Annotated in this window: 19 protein-coding genes; 9 read left to right on the forward strand and 10 right to left on the reverse strand. The window is 61.6% G+C overall.

What is annotated here, in order from left to right; all coding sequences use genetic code 11:
* Positions 1-46 precede the first annotated feature (46 nt).
* From BLS51_RS24145 to BLS51_RS24155, 3 genes are read right to left on the reverse strand one after another with little or no spacing between them, the layout of a single operon-like run.
* Positions 47-1384 (reverse strand): alpha/beta hydrolase family protein, encoded by a 1338-nt coding sequence (locus BLS51_RS24145; RefSeq protein WP_090190283.1) that lies wholly within the window; start codon positions 1382-1384, stop codon positions 47-49.
* A gap of 8 nt (positions 1385-1392) precedes the next feature.
* Positions 1393-2658, reverse strand: coding sequence for an LLM class flavin-dependent oxidoreductase (locus BLS51_RS24150; RefSeq protein ID WP_090190285.1), 1266 nt, complete (start codon positions 2656-2658; stop codon positions 1393-1395).
* Positions 2658-4892, reverse strand: a complete 2235-nt coding sequence (locus BLS51_RS24155) for a TonB-dependent receptor (protein WP_090190287.1) — start codon at positions 4890-4892, stop codon at positions 2658-2660. The genes BLS51_RS24150 and BLS51_RS24155 overlap by 1 nt, the downstream gene beginning before the upstream one ends.
* Before the next feature lie 201 nt (positions 4893-5093).
* Between BLS51_RS24155 and BLS51_RS24160 the strand changes: the two genes are divergently transcribed.
* From BLS51_RS24160 to BLS51_RS24170, 4 genes are all read left to right on the forward strand, one after another.
* Complete coding sequence (locus BLS51_RS24160; protein ID WP_090190289.1) at positions 5094-6146, forward strand: LacI family DNA-binding transcriptional regulator; 1053 nt, start codon at positions 5094-5096, stop codon at positions 6144-6146.
* A gap of 8 nt (positions 6147-6154) precedes the next feature.
* The gene (locus BLS51_RS24165; RefSeq protein WP_090190394.1) at positions 6155-7060 is read left to right on the forward strand and encodes a sulfonate ABC transporter substrate-binding protein; all 906 of its coding nucleotides are present in this window, start codon (positions 6155-6157) and stop codon (positions 7058-7060) included.
* Between the two features lie 67 nt (positions 7061-7127).
* Positions 7128-7652 carry a PIN domain-containing protein gene (locus BLS51_RS29560; protein ID WP_139168781.1) on the forward strand — a complete coding sequence of 175 codons (525 nt, stop codon included), beginning with the start codon at positions 7128-7130 and terminating at the stop codon, positions 7650-7652.
* A gap of 13 nt (positions 7653-7665) precedes the next feature.
* On the forward strand, positions 7666-7890 hold the full coding sequence (locus BLS51_RS24170; protein WP_139168782.1) for a hypothetical protein: 225 nt from the start codon (positions 7666-7668) through the stop codon (positions 7888-7890).
* Here the strand turns inward: BLS51_RS24170 and BLS51_RS24175 are convergent.
* The 4 genes from BLS51_RS24175 to BLS51_RS24190 form a co-directional block, all read right to left on the reverse strand.
* Positions 7887-8342, reverse strand: coding sequence for a gamma-butyrobetaine hydroxylase family protein (locus BLS51_RS24175; protein ID WP_090190293.1), 456 nt, complete (start codon positions 8340-8342; stop codon positions 7887-7889). The two genes, BLS51_RS24170 and BLS51_RS24175, sit on opposite strands and share 4 nt — an antisense overlap.
* Positions 8339-8782, reverse strand: coding sequence for an HIT family protein (locus BLS51_RS24180; protein WP_090190295.1), 444 nt, complete (start codon positions 8780-8782; stop codon positions 8339-8341). Before BLS51_RS24180 ends, BLS51_RS24175 begins: the two co-directional genes overlap by 4 nt.
* Positions 8783-8784: 2 nt before the next feature.
* Positions 8785-12795 (reverse strand): DUF3683 domain-containing protein, encoded by a 4011-nt coding sequence (locus BLS51_RS24185; RefSeq protein WP_090190297.1) that lies wholly within the window; start codon positions 12793-12795, stop codon positions 8785-8787.
* Positions 12796-13016: 221 nt separating this feature from the next.
* A complete protein-coding gene (locus tag BLS51_RS24190) occupies positions 13017-13508 on the reverse strand; it encodes a YqaA family protein (RefSeq protein ID WP_090190397.1) in 492 nt (163 codons plus the stop codon).
* Positions 13509-13671: 163 nt separating this feature from the next.
* Here BLS51_RS24190 and ilvA point away from each other — a divergent pair, with 163 nt between their 5' ends.
* The 5 genes from ilvA (at position 13672) to rapZ (ending at position 18859) form a co-directional block, all read left to right on the forward strand.
* Entirely contained in the window at positions 13672-15207 is a 1536-nt protein-coding gene (ilvA, locus tag BLS51_RS24195) for a threonine ammonia-lyase, biosynthetic (protein WP_090190299.1), read from the forward strand.
* Positions 15208-15270: 63 nt separating this feature from the next.
* Positions 15271-16104 (forward strand): NADPH-dependent 7-cyano-7-deazaguanine reductase QueF, encoded by an 834-nt coding sequence (gene queF / locus BLS51_RS24200; RefSeq protein WP_090190302.1) that lies wholly within the window; start codon positions 15271-15273, stop codon positions 16102-16104.
* 304 nt (positions 16105-16408) lie between these two features.
* Positions 16409-16891 (forward strand): PTS sugar transporter subunit IIA, encoded by a 483-nt coding sequence (locus tag BLS51_RS24205; protein ID WP_090190304.1) that lies wholly within the window; start codon positions 16409-16411, stop codon positions 16889-16891.
* Positions 16892-16912: 21 nt separating this feature from the next.
* Positions 16913-17848, forward strand: a complete 936-nt coding sequence (gene hprK, locus BLS51_RS24210; protein WP_090190307.1) for an HPr(Ser) kinase/phosphatase — start codon at positions 16913-16915, stop codon at positions 17846-17848.
* 150 nt (positions 17849-17998) lie between these two features.
* Positions 17999-18859 (forward strand): RNase adapter RapZ, encoded by an 861-nt coding sequence (gene rapZ, locus BLS51_RS24215; RefSeq protein WP_090190309.1) that lies wholly within the window; start codon positions 17999-18001, stop codon positions 18857-18859.
* On the opposite strand, the gene BLS51_RS24220 is transcribed toward rapZ, so the two are convergent.
* The 3 genes from BLS51_RS24220 to BLS51_RS24230 are packed head-to-tail and all read right to left on the reverse strand — an operon-like array spanning position 18860 to position 23735.
* Positions 18860-19921 carry an enoyl-CoA hydratase/isomerase family protein gene (locus tag BLS51_RS24220; RefSeq protein WP_090190311.1) on the reverse strand — a complete coding sequence of 354 codons (1062 nt, stop codon included), beginning with the start codon at positions 19919-19921 and terminating at the stop codon, positions 18860-18862.
* Positions 19922-19930: 9 nt separating this feature from the next.
* Complete coding sequence (locus tag BLS51_RS24225; RefSeq protein ID WP_090190313.1) at positions 19931-20830, reverse strand: alginate lyase family protein; 900 nt, start codon at positions 20828-20830, stop codon at positions 19931-19933.
* A gap of 10 nt (positions 20831-20840) precedes the next feature.
* Entirely contained in the window at positions 20841-23735 is a 2895-nt protein-coding gene (locus BLS51_RS24230) for a TonB-dependent receptor (protein ID WP_090190315.1), read from the reverse strand.
* Positions 23736-23785 lie beyond the last annotated feature (50 nt).

Below are 23785 nucleotides of genomic sequence, written 5' to 3' on the forward strand. Positions count from 1 at the left end.
GTTTGCCAGCATTATACAAGCTGAAAGTCTTAGAAGGCCCTTAAGTCTACTGCGGCGGCAAGTGACGCCATTCCAGTCCCACAGCATTGCGTTTGGAGAATCCTTTCCACTCGTCATTGGATTGCGGTGTGAGCTGTAAATAGCCCTGCAAAGGCTGCTGTTTCAGCTCGACGCCAAGGAAGGCCGTCACAAAATGCTGGTTGATATTGTTGATGCGACGGCTGTCCCAGACCGGCTCGGAATAGGACTGGAAGTCGTCGGCATTGCTGTAGTGTGCCGGCGAGGGTGGATTCGGCGCGGAATTATGACGGCCGCCGATGTAGGTCAACAGGTAGCGGTTCGCATTGACAGTCTTTTGAAAGATTTGCAACACGCCTTCTTTGTATCCGGCAACGTCATCCTGGTCGCCGGTGATGAACAGCGTCGGCGTGCGGACACCGGCCAGGCCTGCATCATCCCAAACCTTGTAATTGGCGCCCCACGGGGCGAAAGCCACCACGGCCTTGATGCGCGGGTCGCGGGCGGTTTCGTATTCCTGATTGCCTTGCTGGTTGATTGCCAGTTTGCCACCAGGAACGAATGCTGCGGCAGCCGCACCGACGCCGGCGCCGACGGTATTCAGCGCGCCGTAGCCGCCCATCGAGTAGCCAATCAGCGCGGTATTGTCGGCGTCGACCACGCCGGCCAGGAAGTTGCCGCTGCCTGGTTTCGCCCAGCCAGCGACGGTATTCAGCACGAACAGATCGTCCAGACGGCGGTTCAGCAGCGTGCTGGCGAAGCCGGCCTTGTCGGCACGCGTGGATTCCGGATGGTCGATGGCGACGACAACGTAGCCCTTCGACGCCAGGTTCTCGGTCAGATAGCTCATCTGCAAACGCGATCCCGGATAACCGTGCGAGACGATCACCAGCGGATAGCGGCCGCTTGGCGCCGCAGCGGCCTGGGCCGGCACGGCGCCGTTTGCGCCCGCTGCGCCGGGCCTGGACGCGGCTTGCGCGGCCTGCTGCGCCGGCAGCAGCGGTGCGGCATCGCGCGCGGCGCGGCCGTTGAACTGGAATGGCGTGTTGGGCCGCTTCGGATCATTCGGCCCGGAGCCCAGCACGTCGCTGTAGACGGTGTGCTCCTTCTGACCCTCCGCCAGCCGCGCCGGATACCACACCTCCAGCGTCAGCTTGCGCGTGTAGCGCGGATTAGGCTGCTCGGCGCTGTAGCGCAAGATGTCGAGTTGGTCCTTGTTCTCTGCCACCAGCGTGCGTACGCCGACCTGCAACGCGCCACGCGCCGCCAGCTCCGGCGCATCCGGCCGCAAGTCACCGTAATACTCCTGCGCGCCCACACCGCCGGCGACCAGCGCCGCAACCAACACCAACATCCTGCCCAGCATACGCTCTCCTATAAGCCCAAGTGTGAACGCAAGGTGTTCCCTGCGTAAGCGGTGCGGAACAAACCGCGCCGCTGCAACTCGGGTATCACCAGCGTCAGAAAATCATCCAGTCCACCAGGCAGCGCCGGCGACATGAAGTTGAAGCCGTCCGCTCCGCCCTGCTCAAACCATTCCTGCATCTGATCCGCCACCACCTCCGCCGTGCCGACCACGGTAAAGTGGCCACGGCCGCCGGCGATACGCTCGTACAGCTGGCGTATCGACAAATTCTCGCCCTGCGCCAGCGCCGTCAGCAACTGCTGGCGGCTGCGCTGGCCATCCTGCGTCTCCGGCAATTCCGGTAGCGGACCATCGAGCGGATAGCCGGACAAATCGAAGTTACCGATCATACGCCCCAGCAGCGCCAGGCCGGCCTTCGGTTCGATCAGCGACTGCAACTGCGCGAACTTCTCATCCGCCTCCGCCTGCGTGCGGCCCACCACCGCGAACAGCCCCGGCAAAATCTTCAGCGACTCCGGCTTGCGGCCCTTGTCGGCCAAGCGCTGCTTCACATCGCGATAGAAGTCCTGCGCCTTCGCCAGCGATGGCTGCGCGGTGAACACCATCTCCGCTGTCGCCGCCGCCAGATCGCGCCCCGTCTCGGAACTGCCGGCTTGCACCACCACTGGCCGGCCCTGCGGACTGCGCACCACATTCAGCGGCCCCTTTACCGCGAAATGATCGCCGCGATGGTTCAGCGTGTGCAGCTTGGCCGGATCGTAAGGCAGTTCGCCGCTTTTATCGTCCAGCAGCGCATCGGGATCCCAACTATTCCACAGTCCTGTGACAACCTGATGAAATTCCCGCGCCCGCGCATAGCGGTCGGCATGGGCGACATGCTGCTCGCGGCCAAAATTGGCCGCCTCCGCCGCATTGTCCGACGTGACCAGGTTCCAGCCAGCCCGCCCATCCGACAGCAGGTCCAGCGAGGCAAACTGGCGCGCCACCGTGTACGGTTCGTTGTAGGTCGTGGTGGCGGTGCCGATCAAACCGATCTTCTCGGTTGATGCGGCCAGCGCCGACAGCAACGTCAACGGCTCCAGCGATGGCGCGCCGGTGAGCGCCACGCTGTCTGCAAAGAACACCGCATCCAGGCAGGCGCGTTCCGCTGCCCGCACCTGCTCGCGGAATACCTTGAAAGGATTCGACAGCAGATCGGTGTCCGGATGCCGCCACGCCGCGACGTGGTGGCCATAGCGCATCATGAATGCGCCGATACTCATTTGCCGCGACATTAAAACTCCTTGCGCGCGGTGATGCCGAAGTAGCGCTCATCGTCACGCGGCACGGCGCGGGTGACGTAGCCGGTCGACGTCACCAGATTGGTGGCATACGATTTGTTGGCCAGGTTTTTCCCCACCAGCGCCACGCGCCAGCCACCAATCGGCGACGACAGCGCAATGCCCGCATTGACCACGCCGTACGCACCCTGGATCGCATCCGGCGACTGGAACAGATCGTACTGCGTTTTCGCTTGCCAGCTATAGTCAGCCGACAGATCGACAATCAGGCCATTCTCCAGCGGCAGCGCGTAGTTGGCGCGGGTGAAGGACTTCCACTTCGGCGAGAACGGCAGCGGCTTGCCATTCAGGTTGCACGAGGCAGCAGCGGCAGGCGGGCAATTGAAGCTGTCGATGGTGGCATCGGTGTAGGCCAGCGAAGCAGTCAATGTCAGCGCACGCGTTGGACGCGCATTGATGTCCAGCTCCACGCCCTTGGTCGATACATCGCCGGCGTTGATCAAACGCGTGACCACGGCGCCAGCCACAGTGTCGTAGAAGTTGGCCTGGTAGTTATCGTACTTGGTGCTGAACACCGCCAGGTTGGCGGTCAGCTTGCGATCGAAGGCGCTGGCTTTCAGGCCCAGTTCAAACGAATCCGATGTCTCCGGCTTCAGCGCCAGCGTATCGCGGCTCAGCATGTTGAAGAACACATTGTAGGCCGGGCCTTTGTAACCACGCGAATAGGTGGCGTAGGTGTTCACGTCACGCGAGATATCGTATTGCAGGCCGACGCGGCCCGAGTAGCCCTCTTCATTGGCCGATCCGGCATTCTGCACCGCCGGCTGCACGCCAGCGAAGGCCACGGCCTGCGTCGAGGTACGCTTATGGTCATAGGATAGTTCATCCTTGGTCCAGCGCGCGCCAGCGATGGCGCGCCACACTGGCGAGAAGTTCAGCGTGCTCTCGCCGAACAGCGAGTAGCTGTCGCTCTTCACGCCATAGTCCGCACGGCCGGAGTTGATCGCCGTGCCGTTGTTGACGATGCGCTGATAGGTTTCGCGATCCTTGCCGTGCAGGTAGTAGGCGCCGACCACATAATCGGCGAAATCACCTTTCGGCGACGCGAGGCGCAGCTCTTGCGACGCCTGGCTGAATTCCACCGTGCCGATATCGCGCGTGGCTGGGAAGGCAGCCGTAATGCGCGCCACTTCCGCCGCGTTGCCAATGGCCGAGGTACTGGTGTACTGCGTATTGTCCCAATCGCGCACGGCGGTGATCGAGGTCAGCGTATAACCGTTGAAGCGGTAATCGACTTGCGCCGACAAACCTTTGTTCTTGTCGCGGATATCGCTAGGAATGTCGGCATTGACCTGGCGGTTCTCGATACCCGCCACCACCGGCGCTATGCCGGCGTTGAACGCCGCAGCAGTCGATTTGTAGGCGGTGAAGGTTGGTGAGGAATTCGAACGCAGGTAATCAGCGATCAGCGCGATATCCAGATCCTTGTTCGGCGTGATGTCGACGCGGCCACGCACGCCTTTACGGTCATAGCCATTCAGGTCACCACCGCCGGCATGGACGTTTTTCACATTACCGTCATAGTCCGCATACAGCGCGGTGACGGACGCCGCCACCACACCTGGATTGATCGCACCGGAGACACCGGCGCGCACGCGCTTCTCATTGCCTTCGTACCAGGACGCATCGACAAAGCCGGTCGTCTCCTGCGACGATTTTCGGCCAATCACATTCAGCACGCCGGACGAGGCATTCTTGCCGAACAGCGTGCCTTGCGGGCCACGCAGAATTTCAATGTGCTCGATATCCAGCAGGTCCAGCGTCGCCTGGCCCGGACGCGCATACACCACGCCATCCACCACTGTCGACACGGTCGGCTCGACGCCCGGCGAGGTGGAGATGGTACCGATACCACGTACAAAGATGGTCGTATCCTTGTTACCGCCCTGCTGGCGGAACGTCACGCTTGGCACTTCCTGCACGATGGTGTCGATGCTGGTGCGATTGGCGTTGTTCAGTGCGTCGCCATCCAGCACCGATACCGCGACTGGCACGGATTGCAGCGAGGCGTTGCGGCGCGTGGCGTTGACCGTCACGCTCGGCACGGACGCGCTTTCATCGCGGTTGGCGATTGGCGTTGGCTCAGCATCCGCAGCGCTGGCAAAAGCGCTTGCGACCAGCAAAGCGCCGGTGGTCAGCGCGCCAAAAATCTTCTTGTTGCTCTTCATGTTCTGATCCCTTGATTTGAAAGCGCTCTTTGCGCCATATGCGGAAATCCTGCTTTGATCGTCGAAGAACCAGCTTAGTGACCGCCAGGTGCTTCGCTACAATTCAGTGGTACCGGTACCCTTTTTTTAGTGTCGTGGCGACCCGGATTGAAGTCAAAGAATTAAAAAAATCATCGATATGTCTTTTCAGAATATGCATTCATGAGCGAACCAACAGCACCACGCAAACGCCGGGGATCGGGCCGCGCCACCATTCACGATGTGGCCCGCCTGGCGGAGGTGGGATCGATTACCGTATCGCGTTATTTCACCGAGCCGGGTCGCGTGGCGGCCGCGCGCAGCGCGCGCATTGCGGCAGCGGTGAAGGAGCTTGGCTATGTGCCCAATATGGCGGCCAGCGGCCTCGCCTCCGCGCATGGCCGCGTGGTCGGCATGGTGATACCGAATATCTCCGGGCCGATCTTCGCCAACACCATCCAGACCTTCAGCGACACCCTGAACAGCCACGGCTACCAGCTGTTGCTGGCATCGAGCTATTTTTCGGCGGAAAAGGAAGAAAGTGCGGTACGGGCTTTCCTCGGCTGGAAGCCGGCCGCGCTGGCGGTGGTGGGCCGCTTCCACAATCGCGCGACCGAGAAGCTGCTGACCACCGCCGGCATCCCGGTGGTGGAGACGTGGGACTATCAACCGAAGCGCAAGCCGATACAGGTTGGCTACTCCAACAACGCAGTCGGCGAACAGGCAGCGCGCTATCTGTATGCCAAAGGCTATCGCCGCATCGCCTTCGTGCAGAACAGCCTTGCCGGCGACTTGAGCGCGGTGGATCGCAGCGATGGCTATGAGGCGGTGATGCGCGAGCATGGCCTGCAACCGATCATCTACGTACCCACCGCCGAGGCGCCGTTCGACGCCGGCAAGCAGGCGATTGAGGCGTTGGCGCTGGTTCCGCCAAAGCGCAGCAAGCCGGTCGAGGCGATCGTCTTCGCCAACGACAACCTGGCCGCCGGCGCGCTGCTGGCTGGCCATCGGGCCGGCTTGAAGATACCGCAGCAATGCGCGATTGTCGGCTTTGGCGACTATGCGTTTTCGCAGCTACTGCTCCCCAGCCTGACAACGATACGCCCGCCGGGCCGCGAAATCGGCGAGATCGCCGCGCTGCGCATTCTTGAACAACTGGGCGTGCTGCCCTCCTCCGGCCAGGACACGCGTCTGAACCTGCTGGCCTGCGAATTGATAGAGCGCGAGAGCGCATAAGGATGAAGATGAAGAATTGGATTTTCCTGCTACTGGCGCTGCCCCTGTTCGCGCAGGCGGACGAAATCAAGATCGGCTTCCAGAAGAGCGCCGGCCTGCTTAGCATGATGAAGACGCAGGGTGTATCGCTGCCTGGCCACACCATCAAATGGATCGAGTTCCCGGCCGGCCCGCAGATGCTGGAGGCACTGAATGCCGGCAGTATCGATTTCGGCAGCACGGGCGCGCCACCGCCGGTGTTCGCGCAGGCGGCTGGTGTCGATCTGCTGTACGTGGGTGCGGAGCCGGCGCCAGTCAACAGCGAGGCGATCATCGTGCCGAAGGATTCAAAGATACGCACGGTCGCTGAGTTGAAGGGCAAGCGCGTAGCGTTCCACAAGGGTTCCGGCTCGCACTTCCTGCTGGCTTCCGCCTTGCAGAAAGCCGGCTTGAAGATCAGCGACATCACGTCGATTTATCTGTCTCCATCAGATGCGCGGGCGGCATTTGTCAGCGGCGGGATTGATGCATGGGTGGTATGGGACCCGTATCTGGCCTCGGCACAGAAGGCGTATCAGGCGCGCTTGCTGGCTGACTATACCGGCCTGCCGCTGGCGAACGGCTTCTATCTGGCGTCGAGCAAGTTTGTGAAGGCGTCGCCGCAGCTGGTGTCGGCGTTGCTGGAGCAGGTGAAGCTGACCGGCAAGTGGGCCAGCGAGCACCAGAAGGAAGTCAGCACTTTGCTGACGCAGCAGACCGGTGTGCCGGCCGATATCGTCACCACCTGGATGGGCCGATCGCGCTTCGGCGCCACGCCGGTAACACCAGAGATCGTCGCCAACCAGCAGCGCGTGGCCGACCTGTTCTACCAGCAGAAACTGATCCCAAAATCAGTCGACATCGCCAGCCGCGTGTGGACCTGGCAAGCGAAGTAAGTTTGATCCATCTAAAGCCCCCGCCCGCTGAGCCGCCTACGCTGGCAGTTCAGCCAGCGAGGGCATCATGCAAACCATCTACCTGGAAACATCGGTCATCTGTCACCTGACAGACCCACCAAGCAACAACCCCATCACCCGCGCCTGCCAGCAACTCACCCAACTCTGGTGGCACACCCGCTGCGATCCGCAATACCTGTTCGTCTCCGATTATGTTCATAATGAGATTCACGCTAGCGATCCACTACGCGTAGCGCAGAGAATTGGCGCCATTCAACACATTGCACGGCATCCCTCTCACCCGGGAATGGAAAGTGCCAGGGAACTTCTCATTAGCGGCGGTGGTCTAAACGCCAAAGCACGTAGAGCAGCTGAGCATATTACCTGCGCGACGCTTAGCAACTCCGAGATATTGCTTACCTGGGATTGTGCAAACATTGCAAACGCGAACAAGCTCAGGCTATTGCGTATGTTGATGAACGACGGCATCTATACGCTGCCGGAGTTGGTAACACCTTTTGAACTAATGGAGAACAGTTATGAAACTTTGTGGCGTAGAGATTCCCTCGGATATCTATATTCCAGAAATTGATCCTGAGAGCAAGGTGGAGCTGGACGAATTTCGGGCGGCGACTATTGTCGAACGAGAGGAAAGAAAGCGTCGTCTTGCAGAATCACCTGTGGCCGACATCATAGCGAAGATGAAAACCATGCCTATTCCGCCTGATTTCGACAAGCCGCTAACTTTTAACGTCGAAAAGCTGCGGCTATTATCACCTTGGGCGCGGGCGCGGGTGTTGTATGTGATGCGGGATCAGGTGACGGATTAGCTCTTGCAGCCGCAGCCACCGCTGCCACAACCGCCGCCGCTTTTCGCAGGCGCGGCGGTCGAGGGACCAGTGAGGGACATGCCAGTCTCGCGGCCGCTGTCGCCCTCAAAACCGGAAGCATGCAGGCGGTCCATATAGCCCGCCCACAGCACATCTTTCTGGCTGCCCAGCTTGTACAGGTATTCCCAGGTAAAGATGCCGGTGTTGTGCCCATCGCTGAAGGTCGGCTGCACCGCATAGTTGCCGACCGGCTCAATGCCAGCGATGCCCACTTCGCGCTTGCCGACCTGTAGCACTTCCTGCCCAGGACCATGGCCCATCACCTCCGCCGACGGCGAATACACGCGCAGCAGCTCGAACGGAATCGAAAACGACGCACCGTCGTCAAATTCAACATCCAGTACGCGGGATTTGTTATGGACCGTCAGGCCGGTAGGGACAGGTTTGCTCATAATGCTTTCACTTTCTCGACGATGGCCGCGTGCAATGCCGGCAACAGCGCGCGACGCGCCGCCAACACCTCCGCCGACGATGCACGCTGTGCCACAGCCCAGGTCGGGTTGGGGAAATGTGCATCATCGCGGTAACGCGGGATAACGTGCCAATGCACGTGCGGCGTCATATTACCAAAACTGGCCAGATTGATTTTTTCCGGCGCCAGAATCTCCCGCTGCGCCGCTTCCACCGCCCACACCACATCCATCACGCGCGAGCGGTCGGCAGCCGGCAGATCGGTCATCTCCTTGACGTGGGCATTCCACACCACGCGCGTGTAGCCTGGATATTCGGCCTCATCCACAGCGACCACCGACAAACGGTCATCGCCCCAGATCAAGGCCGCGCCCGAATTCAGCTTAACCTCAGCCAGCAAATTGCACAGATCACACGCCATGATTACACCAGCACCCGTTCAATGCCGCCATCATTGGCGCGCTTCACATAATCCGGCATCCAGTTATCGCCCAGCAAATGCTTGGCAATCTCCACCACGATGTAATCGGCGGTGGTGCCGGCATCTTCGCTGTAGCGCGAGACACCGCCCAGGCAGGCCGGGCAGCTGGTCAGGATCTTCACTTCGCCGTCGAAGCCATCGGCGCGCAGCTTGTCGGCGCCCTTGATGACTTCCTCTTCCTTGCGGAAGCGCACCTGCGTCGAGATGTCCGGACGCGCCACCATCAGCGTGCCCGAGTCGCCGCAGCAACGGTCGTTCTTTTCGATCTTGACGTTGTCGTGGGTGGCGATCAGGCCGTTGACGGTCTTGGTCGCTTCCTGCAACTTCATCGGCGTGTGGCAAGGCTCGTGATACATATAACGTGTACCAGTCACGCCTTCCAGCCTGACGCCCTTCTCCAGCAGATACTCGTGAATGTCCATGATGCGGCAGCCAGGGAAGATCTTGTCGAACTCATAGGTTGCCAGCTGGTCGTAGCAGGTGCCGCACGACACCAGCACCGTCTTGATGTCCAGATAGTTCAGCGTGTTGGCCATGCGATGGAACAGCACGCGGTTGTCCGTCATCATCTTGTCGGCCTTGTCGTACTGGCCCGAGCCGCGCTGCGGATAACCACAGCACAGATAACCCGGCGGCAGCACGGTCTGTACGCCCACTTCCCACAGCATCGCCTGCGTTGCCAGGCCCACTTGCGAGAACAGGCGCTCCGAACCACAGCCCGGGAAGTAGAACACCGCTTCCGTATCGGCATTGGTGCTCTTCGGATTGCGGATGATCGGGATGACCTTGTCGTCTTCGATATCCAGCAATGCGCGCGCGGTTTTCTTCGGCAGATTGCCCGGCATCTTCTTGTTGATGAAGTGGATCACCTGCTCGCGCACCGGCGGCTTGCCGACGGTTGGCGGCGGCGCCTTGGTCTGCTTCTTGGCGAATTTCTTCAAGAGGTCGTTGCCCAGGCGCTGCGCCTTGTAGCCCAGACCGATCATCGCCGCACGGGTGGCGTTGATCGTGGCCGGATCAGTGGCGTTCAGGAAGAACATCGACGCGGCCTTGCCCGGATTGAAGGTCTTCTTGTCCATCTTGCGCAGCAGATTGCGCATATTCATCGACACGTCACCGAAGTCGATGTTGACCGGACAGGGCGTCACGCACTTGTGACAGACGGTGCAGTGATCCGCCACGTCCTCGAATTCTTCCCAGTGCTTGATCGAGATGCCACGGCGGGTCTGCTCTTCGTACAGGAAGGCTTCGATCAGCGACGAGGTCGCCAGGATCTTGTCGCGCGGCGAGTACAGCAGGTTGGCGCGCGGAACATGCGTAGAGCAAACAGGCTTGCACTTGCCGCAGCGCAGGCAATCCTTGACGCTGTTGGCAATCGCGCCGATATCGCTCTGCTGCATGATCAGCGATTCGTGCCCCATCAGGCCGAACGATGGCGTGTAGGCGTTGCGCAGGTCGGCTTCCATGCCATCCAGGTTCAGCAGCTTGCCCTTGTTGAAGCGGCCTTCCGGATCGACGCGCAGCTTGTATTCGCGGAACGGGCCGATCTCGTCCTCGTTCAGGAACTCCAGCTTGGTGATGCCAATGCCGTGCTCGCCCGAAATCACGCCATTCAGCGAGCGCGCCAGTGTCATGATGCGTGCGACGGCCTGGTGCGCCAGTTGCAGCATCTCGTAGTGGTCCGAGTTGACCGGCAGGTTGGTGTGGACGTTGCCGTCGCCTGCGTGCATGTGCAGCGCAACGAACACGCGGCCGCGCAGCACGCGCTTGTGGATGGCGGTGGCTTCGTCGAGGATCAGCTTGTAGGCGGCGCCGTTGAAGATCTGGCGCAGTTGCGCGCGGATTTCCTGCTTCCACGTCACGCGGATGGTGCGGTCTTGCACCACATCGAACAGCGTGGCGTTCGGCTGGGTCTTCAGGCGTTCTTCGAAGACTGGCAGCAGACGGTCAAGGCCATGCGCGGCCAATTCGCCGGTGATGGCGGCCAGTGGCTGGTCCAGTTCGGCCAGCAGATAGGTCCAGCGCGCATGAACTTGCACCAGCAGCGCTTCGGCTTGCTGTTGGCGGTCGCCCAGCATTTCAGCATCACCAACACTGTCGTCGGCATCGTCGCTCTTGCCGATCGGCAGATTGCCGGCGGCGAAGAAGTCCTGCAGTTCCTCCACCAGTTGCAGCTTGTTCTTGATCGACAGCTCGACGTTGATGCGCTCGATGCCATCGGTGTACTCGCCCATGCGGTTCAGCGGAATCACCACGTCTTCGTTGATCTTGAAGGCGTTGGTGTGCTTGGCAATGGCGGCGGTACGGGCACGGTCCAGCCAGAATTTCTTGCGCGACTCCGGGCTGACGGCGACAAAGCCTTCGCCGACGCGGGTGTTCGCCAGGCGCACCACTTCCGAGGCGGCCAGCGCGACGGCGTTTTCATCATCGCCAACGATGTCGCCGAACAGCGCCATCTTCGGCAGCACACCGCGTTTCGATTTGGTGGCGTAGCCGACCGCGCGCAGGTAGCGCTCGTCCAGGTGCTCCAGGCCGGCGAGGCGCAGCGTCGAGAACTCTGCGCCCCTGGCCGGCAAACCATCGAGGTAATCCTTGATTTCGACGATCGACGGAATCGCATCGCGCGCCTGGCCGAAGAACTCCAGGCAGACGGTGCGGGTGAACTTCGGCATCTTGTGCAAAATCCAGCGGCCCGACGTGATCAGGCCGTCGGTGCCCTCTTTCTGGATGCCAGGCAGGCCGGCCAGGAATTTGTCGGTGACGTCCTTGCCCAGGCCTTCCTTGCGGAACACGCGGCCGGCGATTTCCAGGATCTCGGTCTTGAACGGCGCGCCCTTGGCTTCGCCTTTCGCGGTCGGATGCGTCCATTCCAGCTTGAAGCGGGCCAATGGCGTATCGTGGATCTTGGACAGGTTGTGATCCAGGCGCGTGACTTCCAGCCAGTCGCCCTGCGGATCGACCATGCGCCACGACGCCAGGTTGTCCAGCGCCGTGCCCCACAGCACGGCCTTCTTGCCGCCCGCATTCATGGCGATATTGCCGCCAATGCAGGAGGCATGCGCCGAGGTCGGGTCGACCGCGAACACGAAGCCGGCTTTCTCGGCAGCCTCGGACACCTTGTTCGTGATGACGCCGGCGCCGGTGTAGATGGTGGCGTATTCTTTTTCCAGGCCAGGCAACACCTTCATCTCGACCGCGCCCATGTTCAACAGCTTCTCGGTGTTGATGACGGCCGACATCGGCGTCAGCGGAATCGCGCCGCCGGTATAGCCGGTGCCGCCGCCGCGCGGGATGATGGTCAGGCCAAGTTCGATACAGCCTTTGACCAGGCCGGCCATTTCCTCTTCCGTGTCCGGCGTCAGCACCACGAACGGATACTCGACGCGCCAGTCGGTGGCATCGGTCACGTGGCTGATGCGCTTCATGCCGTCGAAGCAGATATTGTGCTTGTCGGTATAGCGGCCCAGCACCTTGTAGGTGCGCTTGCGCAGGTCGTAGACCTGCTTGAATTCCTCGCCGAAGTCGGCCACGGCCTTGCCGGCGGCACGCAGCAGCTTGACCACGTTGGCGCTGCGCTGGCCGGCGGACTCATCCTTCTCCGCTTCATCAACACTGAGGCGGCGCTTGTCGACTTCCGCCAGACGGTGATGCAGCGCGTTAATCAGTTCCTGGCGGCGCTTCGGGTTATCCAGCAGGTCATCCTGCAGATACGGATTGCGGCGCACCGCCCAGATATCGCCCAGCACCTCATACAGCATGCGGGCCGAACGGCCGGTCTGACGCGCGCCACGCAGCGTATCCAGCAGCGACCACGACTCCTCACCCAGCAGACGAATGACGATCTCGCGATCGGAAAACGACGTGTAGTTGTAAGGAATTTCCCGCAGGCGCTTGGCCTCCGGACCGTGGGGCGTTTCCGCCAGCAGAGCTTGAATTTGTGCAGGGGCGTTCATTATGCAGAGACTATAGACAGACACCGGGAGGGTCATTCTAGCCTATTGCGGCGCACCACGCGGGAACAGCCTTAGCTGGCCTAAGGACTCTCCGAGTGTATCAAAACCGTCAAAAATTCGAAATTACCCACGCTGGCGAGCAATAACATGCCAATCACGGCGCCCGGAGTGAATGAAATTTACGCATAAGCTTATGCGACGATATGATAAGTTGCACCAAATTAGCCCATCATTTGCCCGATCCGGTGCCACACACCGTCCGGCACGTACAACAGCAAGGTGGTCATGGTCAGGTAGCGCAGAAATTTGCCGACCGCCATATAGGCGATGCTGGGCCAGAATGGCAGCTTGAGCCAGCCGCCCAGCGTGCACAGCGGATCGCCGATGCCGGGCAGCCAGGCCAGCAGCATGGTTTTGGCGCCGTAGCGCTCCAGCCAGTGAAACCAGCGGCTCTTGCGCTCCTTGGCGAAGCTCTGCTTGGCTTGCCAGCCGATGTAGTAATCGATGGCGCCGCCGATGGTATTGCCGACCGTGCCGACGAAGATGGCGCTCCAGAACAGTTCGGGATTGGCCTTAATCACCGCAAACACCGCCGGCTCCGAGCCCAGCGGCACCAGCGTGGCCGAAATCAGGCTGATGATAAAGACCGAAGTCAGCCCTACCTCGGGTGCGGCGATCAGGTGCAGCAGCCAGGTAATTGCGGATTCGATCATGGTTTGTTGGGCGGAAAAGAAAGCAGCCATTATAATGAGTCCACACCGCACGATTGAACAGTCCGATCCGAGCCCACCCGCCACGATCAGCGCCCCTGCTTCACCCGGTCACCCGCCGGATAGTTAGCATCGTTACTTGCCCGATTCACTTTGTTTGCAGACTATGACTACCGACTATCTGAAGAAAGTACTGACCGCCCGCGTCTATGACGTGGCTGATGAAACCCCGCTGGAGCTCGCGCCGACCTTGTCGCAGCGCTTCGAGAACCGAATTTACTTCAAGCGCGAGGACATGCAGAGCGTGTTCAGCTTCAAGATTCGCGGCGCCTATAACAAGATGGCCCACTTGAGCGACGCGCAACGCAAGCGCGGCGTCATTTGCGCCTCGGCCGGCAACCATGCGCAGGGCGTGGCGCTGTCCGCCGCCCGCATGGGCTGCCGCGCGGTGATCGTGATGCCGACCACCACGCCGCAAGTGAAAGTCGACGCGGTCAAGGCGCGCGGTGGCGCCGACGTCGAAGTGGTGCTGCATGGCGAGTCCTACACCGATGCCTACAACCACGCGCTGACGCTGGAGCAGGAACAAAAGCTGACCTTCGTCCACCCGTTCGATGATCCGGATGTGATCGCCGGCCAGGGCACGATCGGCATGGAAATCCTGCGCCAGCACTCCGGCCCGATCCACGCCATCTTCGTGCCGATCGGCGGCGGCGGCCTGATCGCCGGCATTGCCGCCTACGTCAAGCAGATCCGCCCGGACATCAAGATCATCGGCGTGCAGTCGCTTGATTCGGATGCGATGGCGCGCAGCCTGAAAGCCGGCGAACGCGTGACGCTGTCGGATGTCGGCCTGTTCGCCGACGGCACCGCCGTGCGCCTGGCCGGCGAGGAAACCTTCCGCCTGGCGCAGCTGTATGTCGACGATGTGATCCTGGTCGATACCGACGCCGTCAGCGCCGCCATCAAGGACGTGTTCACCGATACGCGCTCGATTCTGGAACCGTCCGGCGCACTGTCGATCGCCGGCGCCAAGGCGTATGTCGAGCGTGCCGCGCTGACCAAAGAACCGATCAGGAACGAAACGCTGATCACCATCGCCAGCGGCGCCAATATGAACTTCGACCGGCTGCGCTTTGTGGCCGAGCGCGCCGAGCTGGGCGAAGCGCGCGAGGCGCTGTTTGCCGTCACGCTGCCGGAGCAGCGCGGCAGCTTCAAGCGCCTGTGCAAGCTGGTCGGCGCGCGCAACGTCACCGAGTTCACCTATCGCATCTCCGACAAGGATGATGCGCACGTGTTCTGCGGCGTGCAGATCGCCGACCGCAACGAATCCGGCGCCTTGACGCGCCGCTTCGAGGAGCACGGCTTCAAGGCGCTGGACCTGACCCACGACGAACTGGCCAAGACCCACTTGCGCCACCTGGTCGGCGGCAAGAGCGCGCTGGCCAACAACGAGCTGCTGTACCGCTTCGAGTTCCCTGAACGTCCGGGCGCGCTGATGCGTTTCCTCGACTCGATGGCGCCGAACTGGAATATCTCGCTGTGCCACTACCGCAGCCAGGGCGGCGACGTCGGCCGCATCGTCATCGGCCTGCAGGTGCCGCCGGAGGAAATGAGCGACTTCGCGCAATTCCTGGCGACGCTGGGCTACCGCTACTGGGATGAGAGCGCGAATCCTGTCTACAAACTGTTCCTGGGCTAATCCAGGGCAGGACGGCGTGGTTTGCGTTACCATGCCGTCCTTCACTGAAATACCGATATCGCCATGACCAATACCGCCGACCAGTCCCCGCTGGGGAAAACCTCCGCCTACCGCACCGATTACGCGCCGGAACTGCTGTTCCCGATTCCGCGCCAGGGCAAGCGCGACGAGCTGGGCTTGTCGGGCACGCTGCCGTTCTTCGGCGTCGATATCTGGAACGCGTATGAAATCTCCTGGCTGAACCAGCGCGGCAAGCCGCAGGTGGCGATCGCCCGCGTCACCTTCCCGTCCGATTCGCCCAACATCATCGAATCGAAATCCTTCAAGCTGTACCTGAACTCGTTCAACCAGACCCGGCTGGACAGTGTAGTCGCGCTGAAAACCCTGCTGCAGCAGGACTTGTCGGATGCGGCCGGCGCCAGCGTGCACGTCATCGTCACCCAGCCGGAAGAATTCGGCATGATCGAGATGGGCGAGCTGGACGGCCTGCTGCTGGACCGCCTCGACATTGAAGTCGACAATTACAGCCCATCGCCGGACATCCTCAAGGCAGCCCACGACGAGGAACCGGTCGAGGAAAAACTGGTTTCGCACCTGCTGAAATCCAACTGCCTGGTCACCGGCCAGCCGGACTGGGCCAGCGTGCAGATCCACTACAGCGGCCCGCAAATCGAGCAGGAAAGCCTGTTGAAATACCTGATCGGTTTCCGCGAGCACAACGAATTCCACGAGCAATGCGTGGAGCGCATCTTTGTCGACATCCTGCGCCAGTGCCAGCCGGCCCAGTTGGCCGTGTACGCGCGCTACACCCGCCGTGGCGGGCTGGACATCAATCCATGGCGCAGCAACTTCAGCACGGCACAGAAACCGCCGAATCTGCGTGGCGCACGTCAATAACTGTCATTATTTTTTCAATCACAGATCAAAAAACCGGCGTATGATGTGTTCAACGTGGCGAACACGTCATACGGCTTACGGGGCCGCAAACGCGTAGAAAAACGGAAAAAACCGTCCGCTTCCAAGCATTCATTGGGCATTTTCCAGCTTTCCTGTCCAGAAATAGCGATTCTTTCTGGAATGCATTTTAAGCAGCGTGCCTGCCCGTCGCGGCACATGCGATTTCATGTTACACGGCGCAGAAACAAGCCTATAATTCTGCTCGCATGCCAACCTTGTGCGTTGCAACATTTGACGTCGTACTATGAACAACCTGAGCAAAATACTTTCACTCGACAATGTGCAGTTGGACCTGGAAGTCTCCAGTAAAAAACGCGCGTTCGAGCAAGCTGGCCTGATATTCGAAAACAACTGCGGTATCGCCCGCTCCACCGTCTCGGACAATCTGTTCGCGCGCGAGCGCCTCGGTTCGACCGGCCTGGGTCATGGCGTCGCCGTGCCGCACGGCCGCATCAAGGGCATGAAAAGCCTGAAGACGCCGCTGGCCGCCTTCGTGCGCCTGGCCGAGCCGATTCCGTTCGAATCGCCGGACGGCAAGCCGGTCAACCTGCTGTTCTTCCTGCTGATTCCGGATCACGTGACTCAGCAGCACCTGGAGATCCTGTCGGAAATCGCCGAGATGTTCTCCGACGACGCCTTCCGTACCGCGTTGAGCACGGACACCGATCCGCAATCGGTGCACTCGCGCATTATCAACTGGCTGCCCAGCCTTCAAGCTGCCGGTTAAGCAGCCACTATAAAGACGCCCATGCTGCAAACCCCGCTGACGATACAAAGGCTGTACGACGACAATCGCGAAAGTTTGCAGCTCGGCTGGTTTGCCGGCTTCCCCGGCGGCGAGCGCCTGATCTCCGGCGACGTGGCTTCGGCTGCCGACCAGGTGGGCCACCTGAACACCATTCACCCGGGCCGTATCCAGGTCTTCGGGCACCAGGAAATCAACTACTACCAGCGCCTGAAGTCGCTGACGCGCGCCCACGTCATCGGCGAGCTGATCGCCGGCAGCCCGCCGGCGCTGATCGTCGCGCAGGGCCTGGAAACGCCGCCGGACATTCTGGCAATCTGCGACGAAAAAAATATCCCGCTGTTCTCGACGCCGCTGCCGGCGGCGCAGGTGATCGACTTCCTGCGCGTCTACCTGTCGAAAAAGCTGGCGCAGCGCATCATCATGCACGGCGTGTTCATGGACGTGCTGGGCGTGGGCGTGCTGATTACCGGCGATTCCGGCCTCGGCAAGAGCGAGCTGGGCCTGGAGCTGATTTCGCGCTCGCACGGCCTGGTGGCGGACGATGCGGTGGAATTCTCGCGCATCGCGCCGAACATGATTGAAGGCCGCTGCCCGGCGCTGCTGCAAAACCTGCTGGAAGTGCGCGGCCTGGGCCTGCTGGACATCAAGGCCATCTTCGGCGAGACAGCGGTGCGCCGCAAGATGCGCCTGAAGCTGATCGTGCACCTGGTGCGCCGTGGCGCCGCCGATGAGGAAGTGGAGCGCCTGCCGTTCCAGTTCCCGACCGAAGACGTGCTGGGCCTGCCTATCCGCAAGGTGGTGATTCCGGTGGCGGCCGGCCGCAACATCGCGGTACTGCTGGAAGCCGCCGTGCGCAACACCATCCTGCAACTGCGCGGCATCGACACGTTGCAAGAATTCATGGAACGGCAACGACAGGCGATGAGCGGGGACTGACGCCCCGCCCACCGCCTTCATGTTGCCAAGGAGTCGTGCCTTGCAGGGCACGACCGTTCCGCAGGCGCGGAGCTGCGCTCCACGAATTCCCTGCGTCACCAGAGACAGGCGATGAGCGGCGACTAATTGACGATGGTATCATCGTGAATTATGCGCATCGTACTTATTACCGGCATTTCCGGTTCCGGCAAATCCGTCGCCCTCAACGTCCTGGAAGACACGGGACACTACTGCGTCGACAACCTGCCCCCCGCCCTGCTCTCCCACCTGGTCGCAACCCTGGCCGACGAGGGCCTGCAAGCCTTGGCCGTCGCCGTTGACGCACGCAGCGCCGAATCGCTGGCCTCGCTGCCCGGCGACGTGCATCGCCTGCGCGAAGCCGGCCACGATGTCAAAGTGATGTTCCTGACCGCGAACACGCATTCGCTGGTGGCGCGTTTCTCGGAAACCCGCCGCAGCCACCCGCTATCGCACGAACTGCGTCCAGGCCAGAATCCCACCGCCCGTCGCACGCTGATCGAATGCATCATGGAAGAACGCGAGCGCTTGTCGGCGATCGAGCAGCTGGGCCATGTGATCGACACGTCAGAGCTTAGTGCCAACAAGCTGCGCGCCTGGGTCAAGGACCTGGTGCTGACCGACCATGCGCCGCTGACGCTGTTCTTCGAATCGTTCGCCTTCAAGCTGGGCGTGCCGATGGATGCCGATTTCGTGTTCGATGTGCGGGCATTGCCGAATCCCTACTACGACCTGGCGCTGCGCCCGCTGACCGGTCGCGACGCCCCGGTAATCGACTTTCTCGACGCCCAGCCCAGCGCTGGCGAGATGATGAACGACATCCGGACGTTTGTGGAGAAATGGCTGCCGTCCTTCAAATGCGACAACCGCAGCTACCTGACGGTGGCGCTGGGCTGCACCGGCGGCCAGCACCGCTCGGTCTACATGGCAGAAAAACTCGCCGCTTACTTCAACGCCAATGAACGCGTCGTGCTGCGGCACCGCGAGCAGTAATCACAGGTGGCGCAGCGGATGGGCGTAATCCGGCCAGACCGGCTGGAACATTGCTTGCACCATTTCCGCAGTGACGTCTTCCAGCGCTGAAGGCCGCCATTGCGGCGCGTTGTCCTTGTCGATCACCAGCGCGCGTACGCCTTCGATGACTTCGCCGTTTTCAAAGTTGCGGCGAACGAGCGCGCGTTCCATGCGCAGGCAGCCGGCGACGTCTAAAGCGGCGCCGCGTTGTATCAGTTCGTGGGTGACGCACATCATCAGGGGCGAACGCGTGGCGATCACCGCCAGGGTCTTTTGCGCGAAGTCACCGCCATCCGCCTGCAATGAGGCGACGATGGCGGGCACCGAGCCGGCGCTGAAGTGGCGGTCAATCGCATCGCGATGCGCGGCCAAGGTGCTGTCGCCGGCGCTGTAGGTGGCGTAGGCGGCCAGCGCGGCAGGAAGCTCGGCGCCCGGCGTGGACGCGAGCAATGCGTCCAGCGCAGGGCGATCGGCCAGCGGCGCGTAGTGGTCGGCCAGGCCGGCGTACAAGGCATCGGCGGCGCCGATGGTCACGCCGGTGACGCCGAGGTAGTAGCCCAGTGCCCCCGGCGCGCGCGACAGGAAATAGCTGCCTCCGACGTCCGGGAACAGGCCGATATTCACCTCCGGCATTGCCATCTTTGTTTTATCCGTGACGATGCGGATGCCGCCCTGCGCCACGCCCATGCCGCCGCCCATCACCACGCCATCCATCAGCGCAATATAGGGCTTGGGAAAAAAGTGAATCAGGTGATTCAGCGAATACTCCTCGGTGAAGAAATCCTCCACCAGCGCGCTGCCGCCTTGCGGCGTGCTGCGGCCCGCTTCGTAAAAGAAGCGGATATCGCCGCCAGCGCAGAAGGCTTTCTCGCTGCTGCTGCGGATCACCACAGCTGCCACGCCATCATCTTCGCGCCACGCCAGCAGCGCTTGCGTGATCGCGCGCACCATGTCGAGGGACAGGGAGTTGAGGGCCTGGGGCCGGTCCAGCACGATCAAGCCAGTGCCGTTGCTAACGCTGGTATGGATGTATTCGCTCATGCAAACATTCTACTTCAGATGCTCCAGCGGGTTCGGCACTTCAAGCGAACCACCGAGACGCGGCTGCCACAGCGCCTTGCCGGCTGGCGGAGGCGCTTTGCCGACCTGGCGGTTGTAGATGGTCGTCACCTCGCGGCTGCCGACCGGTTCCTGCGTAAAGCCGGTCCGCTTGGCGATGCCGGATGGATCGGCCGAACCGGCCACCGTGAACGCCACCAGCGTGTCCAGGCGTGGATCACGCACATTCAGTATCGAGGCGATCATCACCAGCGGTGTGGCCGCGTAGACTTGGTAGTGCAAGGCCTTGACGGCGCGCTCCATCTCCGCCGGCAGCGCGCCGTCCGGCTCCATCTGCCCCAATGCATGCTCCAGCACCTTGCGGCCCCAGTCCAGATAGCGAGCGTCGCCGGTGACGCCGCCCACAGCCGTCACCGCCAGCCCTTCCCAGTAGTAGTGATTATTGCGCGTGCCCTTCTTCGCATCCGCATGCGCCATGGTGGCATCCGCCAGCGTCTTGAACCAGCCTTCGATGGTGGCGCGCTGCGCCGGCGTGGCCTGCGGCTTGATGCGCGCATAGTTGAGCGCCATGCCGCTCAGCGTCCATTTGCGCACGTAGTAGGCCTGCTCGCTGGACAGCTTGCCCAGCATGGCCTTCTGCTCGCCCCAGCTGGCCAGCCAGGTCAGCGCGCAGGCGGCATCGCGGCCGTTGGCGTCCTGTGCCACGTGCGACAGGAAGTCCTCGATCGGTTTGGTATTGGCGATGTTCTGCGCACGCTTCACCGGATCGATCACCGAATGATTCTTGTCGGAGTAATAGCTATTGGCTTCGATATCGATGCGTGCAGGTGGCGGCGCTTCGCAGGCCTGCGCCAGTGGAACAGCCAGCAATAACGGTATAAATAATTTCATGATGCTCCTGTCAGAAAGTGGTGCTCAGCTTGACCTGATACGTGCGTCCGTCGACATCCAGGCGACGCGGCTTCAGGTACGAGGCTTCGTATTCTTCGCGCATCGAGTTGCTCATGTTGAAGGCGTCGAAGGAAAGCTTGATATTGTTCTCAAAGGTGTAGCTGGCCGACATATCCAGCTGGCCGCGCGCCTTGACCGAACGCGCCGCGCCGTTGAAGGTGCCGCCGGCCGCCAGGTCGTAATCATCGCGATAGTTGTACACCGCGCGCACGCCCCACTGCCTGGTCTCGTAGTAAGCGATCAGGTTGTAATTATTGCGGGAAACGCCAGGCAGCGTCGCCGCCGAGCCATCGTCGTTCTTGCCCTTGATGGTGGTGTAAGCGTAGTTGAAGGCGCCGCCCAGATTGTTCCAGGGCGCCGGCAGCCAATCCAGATTCTGCTGCACGTTAAATTCCACGCCTTGCACCTTGATCTTTTGCTGGTTGGTCTGGCCGGTGATGACCACGCGCGCCGGCTGCAGCGATGGCGCCTCCGCCGTGCCGACGTTGACCAGGATATCGCTCATGCAGTTGCTGCCGACGATGCTCAGATGGCCGAGGCCCAGCGCTGTCGCATCGGCCGGGCACAGGCGGTTCACATCGCGCACCGGGCCGACCAGCCCTTTGACATCCTTCTGGAACACGGTCAGCGCCACCAGGCCATTTGGACGGTTGTACCACTCCAGCGCCAGGTCGAAGGAATTGGCAGTGTACGGCTTCAGGTCGGCGCTGCCCAGCACCACGTTATAGGTCGGCGTGGCTGAAGACGCTGCCGGCTCGGTCACCACCGTGGACGGCGTGATGTCGCGCGGCTGTGGCCGCACAAAGGTGCGGTAGGCGGCGCCACGCAGCGCGATCTTTTCGCTCAGGTCGGCCTTGGCCACCAACGATGGCAGGAAGTTGCGATAACTCTGCTCGAAGGTACGCGGTGTCCTGGTAGTGACGACCTTGGTGCCACCGGGAATGGCGACGGTGACGTTGCTGGTGTCGACCGAATCGACCGTCTCACGCGTGGTTTCATAGCGCGCGCCGAGATTGCCTTTCAGCGGCACGCCCCAGACACTGGTGCCCCAGATGCTCGACACATAGGCCGAAGCAATCTTGTTCTTCACCGAGAAGTTGTATGAGGAGAAGCCAGGGTCGGCGTCGTTGTTGACCAGGCCGTAGGGCGTCAGCGTCTGCCCCGGCAGCACCGTCACCGGCTTGACCGCATTCAGCACCGCCGGAATATCCACCGCTACCCAGTTCTTGGTATAGCCCGGAATGTAGCCGCCGCCGAAAGTCGACAGGTAAGGATTGGCGATCGCCAGCGACGGCGTGATGGCGGCGAAGTTGATGCCCTGCGCGGTGTTGCGCGTGCCGGTCGAGACGAAGTCATTTTTCTCCGCGCGCACGCCGGCTTTCACCGACTTGAAGAAGCCGTCCTCGAAACTGCGCTCGGCAAACGCCTGGATCGCATCCACCGAAGTCAGCGCGCGGCCATTGGTGCCGGTGACGCCAAAGCGGTCGTTGCCGTTGTTGCGCGCCTGCGTGACCGAGGTGCCGGGACGCTGGTCATACGGGCCGGGATTGATATGGCCGACAGTCGGCGTGAACAAGGTCAGCACCGAATCTCTCAGATCCTCGCCGCCAGAATAGTAATGGCCGTAAGTGCCATTCGAGCCAGGCAGCGTGCGGGCCGATTGCACGATGTCGATCGACAACTGGTCCTGGCGGTTTTCCGCGCGCGAACTGTGCACCGCGCCGTTGAAGTGCCATGCATCGTTTTCCCAATCGACATCAGCAGTCAGGCCATGCGTGCGCTGGCGTTGCGGCGCCGAGCGCAGCGAGTCGGTGATGCTGGCATTGGCGTAATCGTAGGAGTTGATCATCGCCTGCTTGCCGGTCGGCGTGTCGATGAAAAACACCGGTCCCAGATTGGTGATCGGCGAATTGGCGGTCGGATCGATATAGTTCAGGTATTGGTTGGACGAGTCCAGCTTGCGGTCGCTGAAGTAGCCGGTCAGGTTGAACCGCGTCTCGCTGTTCATGCGCCAGCCGACGCCGGCCGCACCGCTGTGCGTGGCACCGGTGTTGGCGGTCACGGTCTGGCGGATCTGGCCGGGGAAGAGGATGCCCTTGGCGTATTCCGATTTCGGATAGCGGGCATCGAACTGCGCCTGCGTGATGCCGAGGTTGGCGGCGCTCAGCTGGTCGTAATCTTGCACTTGCGTCGAGTCGCGGCGGAAGTCTTCCTTCTTGTACGCGTAGACGCCGAACACCGCGAGATCCTTGCCGAAGTGCTGGTTCCACGAGGCGCTGGCATTAGGCGTGGTCAGGTGGCCCAGTTCATCGTACTCATCGCCGATGGAAATGCTGCCGCCATCCTTGCGCGCCAGCGCCGACGTGATGCGCAAATCGATGTTGCCGCTGAGGCCGCCCGGCTGCTCGGCTGCGGTCGGACTTTTCAGCACCGTCACCGCACTGAAGATGTCCGAGTTGAACGCGCCCAGCGGTGTCGAGCCGTTCAGCACCGGCTGGGCGAACGACATGCCGTTAATCGTGGTCAGCGCAAACGTGCCTGGCAGGCCGCGCAGGTTGATGGTGGCGTTGCGCGAGCCGGCCTCGCGGTTCAGTTGCACGCCGGGAATACGCTGGATGGCTTCGCCGACGTTGAGATCAGGAAAGCGGCCCAGGCCGTCGGACGAAATGCTGTCGGTGATTTCCAGCGTGTCGCGCTTCATGTTGACCGCGTCGGCGTAGGATTTGCGGATGCCGGACACCACCACGGTGTTGGCATCGGCGGGCGATGCTTCCTGCGCCCAGGCGTTGGACAGGCACAGCAAGGCAATGGCCGCGCTCAGCGGCCGGATGGTCAGCTTGTTCATCGTGTGGTCTCTCTTTATAGTTTTTGGTAAAACGTTTACCTAATTTATTA

It is taken from the genome of Duganella sp. OV510 (assembly GCF_900100205.1).
GTDB lineage: Bacteria > Pseudomonadota > Gammaproteobacteria > Burkholderiales > Burkholderiaceae_D > Rugamonas.